Consider the following 13666-nt stretch of genomic DNA (forward strand, 5'->3'; position numbering starts at 1 on the left):
GAGTGACTGGCCCCCTGCGCCGCTGGCGCCGGGGGCTTTTTTTATGCCTTGCAGCGCGCAGCGATGGCGCGGATATCCTGCGGGGTGGTGCGGCAACAGCCGCCGATCAATTGTGCGCCGAGCGTGCGCCACTCCGTCGCCTGATCGGCCAGGCTACCGTGCTCGCCGCCGCAGGCGTGCCAGGTTTTGCTCACCGCATCGTAGTGCTCGCCGGAGTTCGGGTAAACCAGCAGCGGCTTGTCGGCCAGCGCTTTCAGCTGACGCAGCGCCGGGGCGACCTTGTCCAGCGCGATGCAGTTGATGCCGATGGCCAACACCTGCGGGTTGCCGCGCAGCGCGGACAGGACCTCCGTCAGCGGCGTACCGTCGCTGAGATGTTGGCTGTCGCGCAGGGTCAAGGCGAACCAGGCGCCGAGCGTCGGGAATTCCTGCAGCAGCGTCAGCAGCGCCTGCAGTTCGGCGAACGACGGCAGCGTTTCGCAGGCCAGCAGATCGACGCCAGCGGCCGCCAGGGCGGCGATGCGCGGGCGGTGGAAGGCCATCATGTCATCCTGCGCCAGCCGGTAATCGCCGCGGTATTCCGAGCCGTCGGCCAGATAGGCGCCGTACGGGCCTACCGAACCGGCGATCAGCAGCGGCGCCGCCTGCGGGTGTTCGGCCAGATAATCGCGGCGCGCCCGCTGCGCCAGCTGCACGCTTTTGGCGATCAACGCCAGCGATTGCTCCTGATCCAGGCCGCGGCGCAAGAAGCCCAGCGGCGTGGCCTGATAGCTGGCGGTGATGGCGCATTGGGCGCCGGCGTTGAAATAATCGAGATGCACCTGATAGATAAGCTCGGGATTTTCAATCAGCACCTTGGCCGACCACAGCGGATCGGTCAGATCGCAGCCGCGCGCTTCCAACTCAGTGGCCAGCGCGCCGTCCAGGATCAGCGTGGGATGTTCGGCCAGCATACGGGCGACGGGGTTGTTAACCGACATGTTGTTCTCCCAAAGCGGTTTTTTGCCCGGCGCGCCGGGTCAGGAAATAGGTGAGGTAGCACAGGGCGACGAACGGCAGCCCACAGTAAAGCGCAATGCGCTGCTCCGGATCGAAAGCCAGCCCGATACAGGCCAGCAGGCACAGCGCAAAGCCGAGGATCGGCGTCAATGGGTAGCCGGGCGCGCGGTATTTCAGGCCGCTTATCGGCTGGCCGCTGCGCAGGTAGGCGCGGCGGAAAGCATAGTGGGCCGCGCAGATGCTCAGCCACACCGCCACCACCGCAAAACCGGAGATCGCCGACAGGGCGACAAACACCGTGTCCGGCGCGATCACGCTGGTCAGCAGCGCCAGCACGCCGCCGAGCATGCTGAAGGTCAGGGCGTTGATCGGAATGCCGCGCGCATTGACGCGCGCAAAGTAGGCCGGCAGGGTGCGCTGGTGGGCCAGCGACCACAGCATGCGCCCCGAGGCGTACAGGCCGGAGTTGGCCGCCGACAGGATGGCGGTCAGGATCACGAAGTTGAAGATATCGGCGGCGTAAGGCACGCCGATGCGTTCAAACACCAGCACGAACGGGCTTTTGACGATCCCCGCCTGATCCATCGGGATCAACGCTGCCAGCACGAAGACCGTGCCGATAAAGAACAGCATCAGGCGGATCACCGTAGTGCGGATCGCCAGCGGCACGACTTTTTCCGGGTTCTCGGTTTCGCCGGCGGCGATGCCGATCAGTTCCGTGCCGGAGAAGGCGAAGTTCACCGCCACCATGGTCATCAGGATCGGCAGCGTGCCGTGCGGCAGCCAGCCGGAAGCGGTCAGGTTATGCAGGAACGGCGCCGGGGTACCGTCTTTCATCGGCAGCAGGCCGAACATGGCGGCGCCGCCCAGAATGATAAACGCCAGAATGGTCACCACTTTGATCAGCGAAAACCAGAATTCGCTTTCGGCGAAAAAGCGGGTGGTCACCACGTTAAGCAGGAAAATGGCCACGCAGAAGATCAAACACCACAGCCACACCGGCGACTGCGGGAACCAGTACTGCATGCAGAATCCGGCGGCGGTCAGGCTGGAGCCGAGCGCCACCGTCCAGGTGAGCCAATACAGCCAGGCGACGGTATAGCCGGTGGCCGGCCCCAGATAGCGCGAAGCATAGACGTGAAAGGCGCCGGTTTCCGGCATCGCCACCGACAGCTCGCCCAGGCACAGCATCACCAGATACACCACCAGCGCGCCGATCAGGTAGGCCAGCAGCGTGCCGAGCGCCCCGGTGGTGGAGATGATGTAGCCGGTGTTGAAAAACAGCCCGGTGCCGATCACGCCGCCCAGCGACAGCATCACCAGGTGCCGGGCCTTCATGCTGCGTTTGAACTGTCCTGCGGCGGGTACCGATGGTTGCATAATAATCTATCCGTATAGACGTCTAAATATCTGAATGGCTATTGGTTATACCCGCAATGCTTTTTCAACGCAATGCGCAGCCGGCGATCGGCGCGTAAAAAAATCGTTAAGCCGGATCTATATGCAAATGATAATTATTATCTATAATGTCGCCATTTTCGATAATGGGGCAACATGATGAGATACCTGATTTTATTGGCGGCGTTGGCGCTCGGCGCCTGCAGCCAGGCGCCGGTGAAGGCGCCGGCCAACGACGTCGCGAGTTTGGGGAGCATCACCGATCTGCACAGCGGCGCGACCCTGACGCCGGAGCAGCTGTTGACGCGATTGGCGCAGCAGCCGCGGGTGATCCTGGGTGAGAAACATGACAATCCTTACCACCATCAGATTGAGCAATGGCTGGTGCAGCAGCTGCCGCAGCGGCGGCCGCAGGGCAGCGTGCTGATGGAGATGATCAACCCGAACCAACAGGCGCAGGTCGACAAGGTCAAGCAGTGGTTGCAGAGCGATCCGACGGTGCGCGACGGCCGCGTAGCGGAGCTGATCGCCTGGCAGCCGGGCTGGAAGTGGGCGCTGTATGGCGGAGTGACGATGGCGGCGATGCGCGCGCCTTATCCGCTGTGGTCGGCCAACCTGGATCGCAGCGAGATTACGGCGTTCTATCAGCAGCCGCAATTCCCGGCGGGGCAGCTATCGGCGCAGCCGGCGGTGCGCAAGGCGCTGGAAGAGACCATCCGCACTTCGCACGGCGGCAAGATTGAGGCCGACCAGCTGCAGGCGATGTTGGCGATCCAGCAGCAGCGCGACCGGCGCATGGCTGAGCGCCTGCTGGCGGCGCCCACGCCCGCGCTGCTGATCGCCGGTGGCTATCACGCCGCCAAATCGGTGGGGGTGCCGCTGCACGTGCGGGATCTGCAACCGGCGGCGGCGCTGACGGTGCTGATGCTGGCGGAGCCGGGCGTACAGGTCGATGCGAACACCGCAGACTACCTGTGGATCACACCATCAGTGAAATGAATACGTTAAGAGAGTGAAAAGGGGTGTTAATTATAGTTGCAAATGATTATCATTAGTAAATGTGATCTGCAATCATTCGCAATTAAGCAAGCTAATGCCCCTATGTTAAGTCAGTCTTACTCCCTCCCGGCCTTTGAACTGCCGCAGCCGCGCTGGACGCGCGGCCTGCTGCTCGCTCTGGCGGCGCACGCGGCGTTGGTGCTGCTGTTTTACTGGCCGCAGACGGCGCTGGAGCCGGTGGTGTTGCCACCGCCGGCGGTGATGATGAGCTGGGCGGCGCAGATTGAAGCGCCGGAAAGCAAGCCGCTGCCGCTGGGCCTGCAGCAGGCGGAATCCGCTGCGGCGCAGCCGGCGGAGCAGCAGCAACAGCCGGATCTGCCCAAGCTGGCGCGCGCCGAGAAAGCGAAAATCGTGACGGCGCAGAAGAAGCGCGCCGAACGCCGCCCCCCGCAAAAAACGCAGCCGCAGCCTAAGCCGCAGGAACAGGCCAAAGAGACGCGCAACGCCGCCGCGTCCAGCGCCGCCGCGCCGCAGGCGCAGACGCTCTCTCACCAGACCGCCGCACCGATCAACAGCGACGCCAACAGCAACGCGCAGGCAAAACTGTCGTGGGAGAGCCTGGTGAAAGGCAAACTGAACCGCATCAAGGATTACCCTTTGGATGCCCGCAGCCGCCGGCGCAGCGGCATGCCGCAGGTCAGTTTCAGCGTCGACGCGCAGGGGCGGGTCTCGAACGTTACGCTGCTGGTGCGCTCCGGCACTGCGTCGCTGGATCGGGAAGCGGTAGCGGTGGTGTCGCGCGCTCAGCCGTTGCCGCCGCCGCCGCCGGAGATGCTGCAGCAGGGGGCCGTCAGGGTGACGATGCCGATCGATTTCAATCTGGCGGAGCTGAATGCCCGCCGTTAATGCCCGCAGGCGCCGCATCGCCGTCGTCCGCCTTTTCAAACTTCGTGAGGGATTATGAATCCGCTGTTATCCACCCCGCGCCGTCGCATCGCGGCCGCGCTCTGGCTTTCTTTAGGCGTCGCCGGCGCCGCGCTGGCGCAACCGCAGCCGCCGTTGGCGGAACGCGCGCCGAAAGCGCTGACCGCCCACGGCGAGACGCGCACCGACGATTACTACTGGCTGCGCGACGACAGCCGAAAAGAGCAGAAGGTGCTGGACTACCTGAAGGCGGAGAACCGCTACACCGAGCAGATGATGGCGCCGTACCAGAAGCTGCGCGCCACGCTGTATCAGGAGATGCTGGGCCGCATGAACCCTGACGATCGTTCGGTGCCGTATCAGCTCAACGGCTATCGCTATCAGGAAAGCTACGCCGCCGGTAAAGATTTCGCGCTGTATCAGCGCCAGGCGCTGACCGCCGACGCGCCGTGGCAAACCTTGCTGGACGCCAATCAGCGCGCGGCCGGCCACGCCTACTATCGCTTGGGGGCTATGGACGTCAGCCAGGACAACCGCCGCCTGGCGGTGGCCGAAGATCTGCAGGGCCGCCGCCAATACCGCATCTCCCTGCGCGAGATAGGCAGCGAACGCTGGTCGCCGGAAACGCTGGAAAACACCTCCGGCAACATGGTGTGGGCCAACGACAACCAAACCCTGTTCTACGTGCGCAACCACCCGCAAACGCTGTTGCCATACCAGGTTTATCGCCATCAGTACGGTACGCCGACGGCGGAAGATAAGCTGGTGTACCAGGAAAACGATCCGGCGTTCTACCTCAGCCTCGGCCGCTCGTCCTCGCGCGATTACCTGATTCTGACCATCAGCGGCAACACCACCTCCGAAGTGCGCCTGATCGACGCCAATCAGCCGCAGCGCGAGCCGCAGCTGTTCGCCGCCCGGCAGAACGGCCGCGAGTATTATCTCGATCACTACCGCGGCGAGTTCTATCTGCGTTCCAACCATCAGGATCCGAACTTTGGCCTGTACCGCACGGCGGCGGCGGGCAAACCCTGGCAGACGCTGATCGCGCCGCAGGCGCAGCACGAGGTGGAGAACTTCAGCCTGTTCCGCGACTGGCTGGTGGTGCAGGAGCGCGCCAACGGGCTGGTGCAGCTGCGGCAAATCAGCTGGGACGGCAAAACCGAGCGCGCCATCCCGTTCGACGACGCCAGCTACATGGCCTGGCTGGGCTATAACCCCGAGCCGGACAGCGATCGGTTGCGCTACGGCTATTCGGCGATGACCACGCCGACCCGCACCTATGAGTGGGATCTGAACAAGGGCGAGCGCACCCTGCTGAAGCAGCAGGAAGTGAAAGGTGTCGATCCGAGCCTGTATCACAGCGAGCGCATCTGGGTAACGGCGCGCGACGGCGTGAAGGTGCCGGTCTCGCTGGTGTACCGCACATCGCTGTTCAAAAACGGGCATAACCCGCTGCTGGTGTACGGCTACGGTGCTTACGGCATGAGCATGGATCCGGCGTTCAGCGCCAACCGCATCAGCCTGCTGGATCGCGGCTTCGTCTATGCGCTGATCCACGTGCGCGGCGGCGGCGAGCTGGGGCAGAGCTGGTACAAACAGGGCAAGCTGACGCACAAACCGAACAGTTTCAACGATTTCATCGACGCCACCCAGGCGCTGATCAAAGACGGCTACGGCCAGCCGGGGCGCATCTACGCCATGGGCGGCAGCGCCGGCGGCTTGCTGATGGGTGCGGTGATCAATCAGGCGCCGCAGCTGTACAACGCGGTGGTGGCGCAGGTGCCGTTCGTCGACGTGGTGACCACCATGCTGGACGACAGCATTCCGCTCACCACCGGGGAGTACGAGGAGTGGGGCAACCCGCACCAGCCGGCCGCCTATGCGCTGATGAAGTCCTACAGCCCGTACGACAACGTGCGCAAGCAGCGTTACCCGAACCTGCTGGTTACCAGCGGCTTGTACGACTCACAGGTGCAGTATTGGGAGCCGGCCAAATGGGTGGCGAAGCTGCGGCGCTTCAAGCAGGGCGATTCGCTGCTGCTGCTCTCCACCGACATGACCGCCGGCCACGGCGGCAAATCGGGCCGCCTGGCGCGGCTGGAAAACGGCGCGCTGGAGTACGCCTTTATTTTGGCGGCGGATCGGCAGGCGCAGAAATAACCTTCAGCGCCGCGGCACGCTGCGGCGCAATAAAACAATAACAATCTTTTACCGCGCTTTCGGCGGGCTTTTTGCTGGGCATTGTCGGCCATCAAACCTTATTGGCTATTTCTGGGGATATATGAAAATCAAAATGATAGCGAGCCTGATCGGCGCGGGACTGGCGCTGTACGGGCCGGCTGCGGCCGCGCAGGAACAGGCGGAAAATAATAAAGGCCGCGTGGCGTTCAGCCCGCTCAACGTCTCGGCCGCCGACAGCGGCAACAGCAGCGAAAAAGACGCGTTGGCGCGGCCAGGTGCGTTCAGCTCGCGCGACGAAAACAAGAATCTGGAGTCGGTGGACAGCATTCTGCGCAGCATGCCGGGCACCTATACCCAGATCGATCCCGGCCAGGGATCGGTCAGCGTCAATATCCGCGGCCTGAGCGGCTTTGGCCGGGTCAACACCATGGTCGACGGCATCACGCAAAACTACTACGGCAATTCGCCGAACGACGCGGCGCACGGGGGATTGCCCACCAGCCAGTTCGGGGCGCTGATCGATCCTAACTTTATCGTCGGCGTCGACGTGGCACGCGGCAACGCCACCGGCTCCGCTGGGGTGAACGCGCTGGCGGGCAGCGCCAACTTCCGCACCATCGGCGTGGACGACGTGGTGTTTTCCGATAACCCGTTCGGCGTGCGCACCAAATTCTCGGTGGGCAATAACGGCATCGGCCGCAGCGGCATGATCGCCGTGGGCGCCAAAACCGCCGCCTTTGCCGACGGCGGCAGCCTGGGAGCGATGGCGGCGATCAGCGGCAGCACCATCACCTCCAACTACAAAAACGGCGCCGGTTTCGACAGCGAGATGTTTAACGTTGATAAAACCTACCGCCAGAACCCGAAATCCCAGCTGTTCAAGGTGGACATCAAGCCGGATGCCTTCAACAGCATCGAACTGTCGGCGCGCAGCTACCAGAATAAAATCACCCGCCGCCACGTCGACAGCGACGATTTCTACCTTAAATATCACTACGCGCCGTTCTCCGAGCTGATCGATTTCAACCTGACCGCCAGCACCAGCCGCGGCGAGCAAAAGTTCATGTCCGACAACATGGCGGGGTTCAGCGACAGCACGGCGAAAAACATCTCCGATGCGCTGGATATCAACAACACCAGCCGTTTCAGCCTGCAGGATGTCGATTTCGCCTTCAGCTACGGCGGCAAGCTGGTGCGCAACGAGTATAAGAAAAAGGCCTCCGGCTTGGTGACGGATGACAATCAGGCGGAAAGTTCGCCGGTGGGAATGTCGGGCAAGCAGGATATCTCCAGCCTGTACAGCGGATTGCAGGCCAACTACGGCATCTGGCAGGGGAATTTCGATCTGAACTACACCGCCTATCGCCTCTCCGGCTATAAGCCAGCCTGTGACGAGCGCGTAGAGTGCTTCCCGCAGGGCGCCGGCAATATCAACCGCAACGAACACGGCTTCAACCCATCGGTCATGCTGTCGGCGCAGGTGACGCCGTGGCTGCAGCCGTTCGTCAGCTACAGCAAGTCGATGCGCGGGCCGAATATCCAGGAGGTGTTCTTCGCCAACAGCGGCGGCCAGTCGATGAACCCGTTCCTGAAGGGCGAAAAAGCGGAGACCTGGCAGGGCGGTTTCAACGCCAATGCTCACGATCTGTTGCTCAAGCAGGACAGTTTCCAGCTGAAAGCGGTCTATTTCGAAACCAGAATCAAAAACTACATATCCAGCCAATCCTACCTGGTGTGTAAAAACCGCCAGAAGTGCAACCGTTCGCAGGCGACGCAGGAAGAGTGGGATAACGCGGACGTCAACGCCAGCATGACCATGTACAGCAACGGCCCCGAACCGGTCAAAATGCGCGGGGTGGAGCTGGAAGCGCTGTACGACGCCGGTTTCGCTTTCACCAAGCTGTCGTTAAGCAAGGAACATACCTCCCAGCCGACCAACCAGGCCAGCAACGAATTCGGCGCGGGCGATGTCAGCGAACTGCCGGAATTCTACTTCACGCTGGACAGCGGGGTGCGCCTGCTGGACGAGACGTTAACGCTGGGCGGGGTGGTGAAATACACCGGCAAATCGGTGCGCCTGTCGCCTGATTCCATTCGCGATGAAAACGAACAGTTGATGAAGGAGCCAGCGCCGCATATTCCGACCATTATCGATCTGTACGGCACCTATCAGGTGAATCGCAATCTGCTGCTGAAGCTCAGTGTGCAAAACCTGATGGACAAAGACTACTCGGACGCGCTGAACAAGATGAACTCGCTGCCGTCGCAGTCGCAGGACTTCACGCCGACCAACACTGCCCGTGGACGCACCTATATCTTCGGCGGGGAGGTGCGCTTCTAAACCGCAGCGAGGCAGGGCGCAGTTCATTCATCACTGCGCCCGCTTTGCTTGCAGCAGCCATTTGTCCAGCTCGTTGGCGAACTGCTGGCGGTCGCGCTGGTTCAGGGCGTTCGGGCCGCCGGTCTGGATGCCGCTGGCGCGCAGGGTATCCATAAAATCGCGCATGTTGAGGCGCTCGCGGATGGTGTCCGGCGTGTAGCGTTCGCCGCGCGGGTTCAGCGCCACCGCGCCTTTCTCTATCACCTCCGCCGCCAGCGGAATGTCGGCGGTGATCACCAGATCGCCCGCTGCGCAGCGGCGCACGATCTCGTTGTCGGCCACGTCGAAGCCGGCCGCCACCTGCAGCGAACGGATGTACTTCGACGGCGGCGTGCGCAGCGGCTGGTTCGCCACCAGCGTTACGGTGATGGCGGTACGATCGGCGGCGCGAAACAGCACCTCTTTGATCACGTTCGGACAGGCGTCTGCATCGACCCAAATCTGCATCATTTCGGCTCCTGCAGCCAGTCGCGCACCGGCAGGAAATCGCGCGCCAGTGCCGCTTCCGGGCTGCCTGTGTCCGGCTGGTAGTTATATTCCCAACGCACCAACGGCGGCATCGACATCAGAATGGACTCGGTGCGCCCGCCGGTTTGCAGCCCGAACAGCGTGCCGCGATCCCATACCAGGTTGAATTCCACGTAGCGGCCGCGGCGATACAGCTGGAACTGACGCTCGCGCTCGCCCCAGGTCAAGGCCTTGCGTTTTTCCACGATCGGCAGATAGGCGTCGAGGAAGCCCTGGCCCACCGCGCGGGTGAAGGCGAAGCAGTGGTCGAAGTCCGGGGTGTTCAGATCGTCATAGAACAGGCCGCCGATGCCGCGCGCTTCGTTGCGGTGCTTGATGAAGAAGTAATCGTCGCACCACTGTTTGTATTTGGGGTAGACCTCGTCGCCGAACGGCGCGCACAGCTCGGCCGCGGTGCGGTGCCAGTGCACGGCATCCTCTGCGAAGCCGTAGAACGGCGTCAGATCAAAGCCGCCGCCGAACCACCACACCGGCGCCTCGCCCGGCTTTTCGGCGATGAAAAAGCGCACGTTGGCGTGGCTGGTGGGCACGTAGGGGCTGAGCGGGTGGATAACCAATGAGACGCCCATCGCCTGGAAGCTGCGCCCGGCCAGTTCCGGACGGTGCGCGGTGGCCGAGGCCGGCAGGGTGGCGCCGGAGACGTGCGAGAAGTTGACCCCCGCCTGTTCGAACACCGCGCCGTTGGTCAGCACGCGGCTGCGGCCACCGCCGCCTTCTTCACGCGTCCATTGGTCTTCGGTGAACGCGCCGCCGCCGTCGGCCTGGGCGAGTTGCGCGCAGATGTGATCCTGCAGCGCCAGCAGGAAGGATTTTACTTCAGCGATGTTAGGTAAACTCATGCGGGGTCTTTATAGCGTCTGGCTGAACAAGGCGCTGAGTATACTCTTATTCGCCGCCCGCGGCATCAGCGGGGTTTGCGTTGGTGGGCGTCGAAGTAGTCGAAGAAGTTAACGATGCCGTCCGCGATGGCGCGGGCTATTTTCTCGCGAAACGCGGTGGTGCCCAGCAGCCGCTCTTCGTTCGGGTTGGTGATGAACGAGGTTTCCACCAGCACCGAGGGAATGGACGGCGATTTCAACACCGCAAACGCCGCCTGTTCGGTGCTGTCGCTGTGCAGATGGTGTACTGGGCGAATTTGGCCGAGCACGTGGCGGCCGAGCGTCAGGCTGTTGTTGATGGTGTCGGTTTGCACCAGATCGAACAGCACCTGCTGCAGGTAGTTGTCCTGATCCTTGTACTTGCCGCCCGCCACGTCGTCAGCGGCGTTTTCACGGTTGGACAGGTAGCGCGCCATGGCGCTGCTGGCGCCGCGGTTGGACAGGGCGAACACCGAAGCGCCGGAGGCCGATGGGCTGGTAAAGCCGTCGGCGTGAATCGAAATGAACAGGTCGGCCTGGTGCTGGTGGGCGATCTCCACCCGCTGGAACAGCGGAATGAATTCGTCTTCTTCGCGCGTCAGGCGCGCCTCGACGTGATCATGCTCATGCAGAAAACGGCGCACGTGGTTGGCGATTTCCAGCACGATGTGTTTTTCCTGCGAGCCTTCGTGGCCGACCGCGCCGGAGTCGATGCCGCCGTGGCCGGGATCGATCATCACCAGTTTTTTGCCGCCGGCCGGTTTCGCCGCCGGTTTGCTGTGCTGATTGCGCAGCAGGCCTTCCGCCCTGGCGCGTTGGCTTTTCACGCCGAGCAGCGCCACCGCCAGGCCGGAAAGCAAAAGTTGGCGTCGCGTCGGGGAAACGGCAAGCGGTTTAAAATTGAGGAAGGGTTTACCCTGCTTTTTCATTACGCAACGCTCCGTCGACGTTTCTATTTTGCGACGTTATATCGTATTGATAATCATTAATCGACCCGATAACTATTTCCATTTATTACGCCTGTTACCGGCGATTTCTGGGCAAATAGCGCGGTAAATCGCAGTTTGATATTGCGTAAGTGAATAATCACGCGATAATCAGATAAACACCTTAATTAACAGCGGCCAACATCGATGGAAATTCGCGTATTTCGACAAGACGACTTTGAAGAAGTCATTACCCTGTGGGAGCGCTGCGATCTGCTGCGGCCCTGGAACGATCCGGAAATGGACATCGAGCGCAAGCTGAACCACGATCCGGAGCTGTTCCTGGTGGCGGAAGTCGGCGGCGAAGTGGTCGGTTCGGTGATGGGCGGCTATGACGGCCACCGCGGCTCGGCGTATTACCTCGGGGTGCATCCCGACTATCGCGGGCGCGGCATCGCCAATGCGTTGATCAACCGTCTGGAGAAGAAGTTGATCGCCCGTGGCTGCCCGAAGATCCAGATTATGGTGCGCGAAGACAACGACACGGTGGTCGAGATGTACGAGAAGCTCGGCTACGAGATCCAGGGCATCACCAGCCTGGGCAAGCGGCTGATCGAAGATCAGGAATATTGAGCGGGCGGCGGGCGGCGTTGCACCGCCCGCCGCAGTGCATTACGGCAGCTTTTTGACGGTTTTCACGTCCACTTCGACGCTGCTCCAGTCTTTATCCACTTTGCCTTCCAACTGCACCTTGTCTTTCGGCGTAATGGTTTGGCCGTTCCAGCGCTTGCGATCGATTTCGACCGTCAGCGTGCCGGTGGTATCGCGGAAGGTATAGGTGTCGTCGCCGATGCGCTGCTCGATATTGCCCTGCAGCATCACCCAGGTGTCGTCGCTCAGCGATTTCACCTTGTCCACGGTGGTCAGCGCCGCGCTGGGGCCGGAGAAACCGCCCTGAGGAGCGGGTTGCGTTTGGGCCTGCGGCGCGGCCGGATCGAGGAACCCGCCTTGCTGCGCCAGTACCGGTGCGCTGCACAGCGCGATCAGAGCGGCCAGAGTCAGTTTTTTCATGTTGCGCTTCCTTATCATCGTTATCGAAAATCACATCCCGCTGATATCGGGCTGCTTGTTAAGTGCTAACGATTAAAACACACCGATCTTAAGAGCTTCTTAAGCCGACGCATTGAAATTCTCGCCGCCGGCGCCCATCTGTAGCCATAGTCTTTATTCTGTTGGCAAGGAACGATCGTTGAAGCCATTCTCACCCCGGTTTTCCCCGGACGATTACGACCAGCACGGCGCGCTGCGGCTGCCGCTGGGATTTTGGGCCGTGTTGATTTTGCAGGCGCGCACCTGGCTGCTGTTCGTGATGGCCGGCGCTTCGCGCGAGCAGGGCGAAAGCTTGCTGGCGCTATTTTATCCGGATACCCAACGTTTTTGGTACGGCATGCTGCTCGGCCTGCCGGCGGCGCTGGCGTTTTTGCTGAGCGGCCGCCGCCACCAATGGCCGCGGCTGTGGCGCGGCTGGCGCTGGGGGCTGGCTGTCTCCCTGCTGGCGTCGCTCGGCGGCTCGCTGTTCAGTCTGTGGCGCCAGGACGGCGATGCGCCGGGGCTGGAACTGGCGTTGGCGCTGCTCGATGCGCTGGCGCTAAGCTATCTGTTGCTGAATGCGCGCCTGAAAGCCTGCTTTGCGCCGGCGGAGCACGCCGACTAATTGCCGAGAAGTGCGGCACTTTTCGCATTTTCCGCACTCCAAGCTGGCAACCGTTGGCGTAGTGCGGGCCGTTGTGAGAGGCTGGCACGCAGCAAAATGCCGAGTGCGGCGGGGGCGGGTTACCGCCCCGTGCCATTGATGTTTAAGGAGCTAGAGATGAATATTCGCCCCCTGCTGTTAGGGCTTCCGCTGTTACTGACCGGCTGTTCGAGCATGTCCAATTTCTCCTGGTCCAGCCTGTCGCCGTTCAACTGGTTCGGCAGCAGCCTGGAGGTCGGCGCCAAGGGCGTCGGCAAGCTCAACGCCGGCACGCCGATGTCGGAAAGCGCCATCAACGACGGGCTGGACGGCAACTACCGCCTGCGCGGCGGCATGGCGACCAGCAACGGCCAGATCGTCTCTTATTACCAGGCGCTGTCCGGCGACGAGGTGAAGCTGGTGATCACCGGCGAACCGAAAGGGCGCCTGCAGCGGGTAGACGTGCTGGATCCGCAAGTGGCGACGGAGTGGGGCAACAAGCTCGGCACGCCGTTCGGCGACATGTACAGCAAGGCGTTCGGTTCCTGTAAACCGGGCAGCGGCGAAGACGCCGGTAAAGTGGAGTGCGTGGCGGAGCAGAGCAAGTACGTCACCTACATCTTCAGCGGCAAGTGGGCCGGGGCGCAGGATATCATCCCGCCGGACGACACCCTGAAAAGCTGGACGGTCAGCAAAATCATCTGGCACGCCAAGCCGCAGCAGTAACGCGTTCAACGGG

At 62.2% G+C, this 13666-nt stretch carries 13 protein-coding genes; 7 read left to right on the plus strand and 6 right to left on the minus strand.

Translation table 11 applies throughout. The features are described 5' to 3' along the window. Window positions 1–41: 41 nt before the first annotated feature. Together mmuM and mmuP are read right to left on the minus strand one after the other, a co-directional pair. A complete protein-coding gene (gene mmuM, locus ACJ8HN_RS00090; protein ID WP_442522910.1) occupies window positions 42–980 on the minus strand; it encodes a homocysteine S-methyltransferase in 939 nt (312 codons plus the stop codon). Then, window positions 970–2379 carry an S-methylmethionine permease gene (mmuP, locus tag ACJ8HN_RS00095; RefSeq protein WP_442522911.1) on the minus strand — a complete coding sequence of 470 codons (1410 nt, stop codon included), beginning with the start codon at window positions 2377–2379 and terminating at the stop codon, window positions 970–972. Before mmuP ends, mmuM begins: the two co-directional genes overlap by 11 nt. Window positions 2380–2556: 177 nt before the next feature. Here mmuP and ACJ8HN_RS00100 point away from each other — a divergent pair, with 177 nt between their 5' ends. The 4 genes from ACJ8HN_RS00100 to ACJ8HN_RS00115 all read left to right on the plus strand — a co-directional run bounded on the left by ACJ8HN_RS00100 (window position 2557) and on the right by ACJ8HN_RS00115 (window position 8845). After that, complete coding sequence (locus tag ACJ8HN_RS00100; protein WP_060443005.1) at window positions 2557–3396, plus strand: ChaN family lipoprotein; 840 nt, start codon at window positions 2557–2559, stop codon at window positions 3394–3396. Window positions 3397–3498: 102 nt separating this feature from the next. After that, entirely contained in the window at window positions 3499–4302 is an 804-nt protein-coding gene (locus ACJ8HN_RS00105) for a TonB family protein (RefSeq protein ID WP_197838125.1), read from the plus strand. A 54-nt stretch (window positions 4303–4356) separates the two neighbouring features. Next, entirely contained in the window at window positions 4357–6483 is a 2127-nt protein-coding gene (locus tag ACJ8HN_RS00110) for a S9 family peptidase (RefSeq protein WP_442522912.1), read from the plus strand. Window positions 6484–6604: 121 nt separating this feature from the next. Then, window positions 6605–8845, plus strand: a complete 2241-nt coding sequence (locus ACJ8HN_RS00115) for a TonB-dependent receptor domain-containing protein (protein ID WP_442522913.1) — start codon at window positions 6605–6607, stop codon at window positions 8843–8845. A gap of 30 nt (window positions 8846–8875) precedes the next feature. Here the strand turns inward: ACJ8HN_RS00115 and ACJ8HN_RS00120 are convergent, their stop codons facing one another. The 3 genes from ACJ8HN_RS00120 to amiA form a co-directional block, all read right to left on the minus strand. Continuing rightward, window positions 8876–9331, minus strand: a complete 456-nt coding sequence (locus ACJ8HN_RS00120; RefSeq protein ID WP_041038074.1) for a YaiI/YqxD family protein — start codon at window positions 9329–9331, stop codon at window positions 8876–8878. After that, on the minus strand, window positions 9331–10251 hold the full coding sequence (gene hemF, locus ACJ8HN_RS00125; protein ID WP_442522914.1) for an oxygen-dependent coproporphyrinogen oxidase: 921 nt from the start codon (window positions 10249–10251) through the stop codon (window positions 9331–9333). The genes ACJ8HN_RS00120 and hemF overlap by 1 nt, the downstream gene beginning before the upstream one ends. A gap of 65 nt (window positions 10252–10316) precedes the next feature. Beyond that, window positions 10317–11198: an N-acetylmuramoyl-L-alanine amidase AmiA gene (amiA, locus tag ACJ8HN_RS00130; RefSeq protein ID WP_442522915.1), complete on the minus strand. Its 882-nt coding sequence runs from the start codon at window positions 11196–11198 to the stop codon at window positions 10317–10319. Window positions 11199–11402: 204 nt separating this feature from the next. Here amiA and ACJ8HN_RS00135 point away from each other — a divergent pair, with 204 nt between their 5' ends. Further along, a complete protein-coding gene (locus ACJ8HN_RS00135; RefSeq protein WP_004936504.1) occupies window positions 11403–11828 on the plus strand; it encodes a GNAT family acetyltransferase in 426 nt (141 codons plus the stop codon). A 39-nt stretch (window positions 11829–11867) separates the two neighbouring features. On the opposite strand, the gene ACJ8HN_RS00140 is transcribed toward ACJ8HN_RS00135, so the two are convergent. Then, entirely contained in the window at window positions 11868–12266 is a 399-nt protein-coding gene (locus tag ACJ8HN_RS00140; RefSeq protein WP_060457371.1) for a YgiW/YdeI family stress tolerance OB fold protein, read from the minus strand. A 178-nt stretch (window positions 12267–12444) separates the two neighbouring features. Here ACJ8HN_RS00140 and ACJ8HN_RS00145 point away from each other — a divergent pair, with 178 nt between their 5' ends. Together ACJ8HN_RS00145 and ACJ8HN_RS00150 are read left to right on the plus strand one after the other, a co-directional pair. Continuing rightward, window positions 12445–12909 (plus strand): DUF2919 domain-containing protein, encoded by a 465-nt coding sequence (locus ACJ8HN_RS00145; RefSeq protein ID WP_041036188.1) that lies wholly within the window; start codon window positions 12445–12447, stop codon window positions 12907–12909. A 156-nt stretch (window positions 12910–13065) separates the two neighbouring features. Beyond that, complete coding sequence (locus tag ACJ8HN_RS00150) at window positions 13066–13653, plus strand: RpoE-regulated lipoprotein (protein ID WP_033635465.1); 588 nt, start codon at window positions 13066–13068, stop codon at window positions 13651–13653. The last annotated feature ends 13 nt before the right edge of the window (window positions 13654–13666 follow it).

It is taken from the genome of Serratia sp. CY29653, assembly GCF_052169255.1.
In the GTDB taxonomy this organism is placed as follows: Bacteria; Pseudomonadota; Gammaproteobacteria; order Enterobacterales; family Enterobacteriaceae; genus Serratia; species Serratia sarumanii.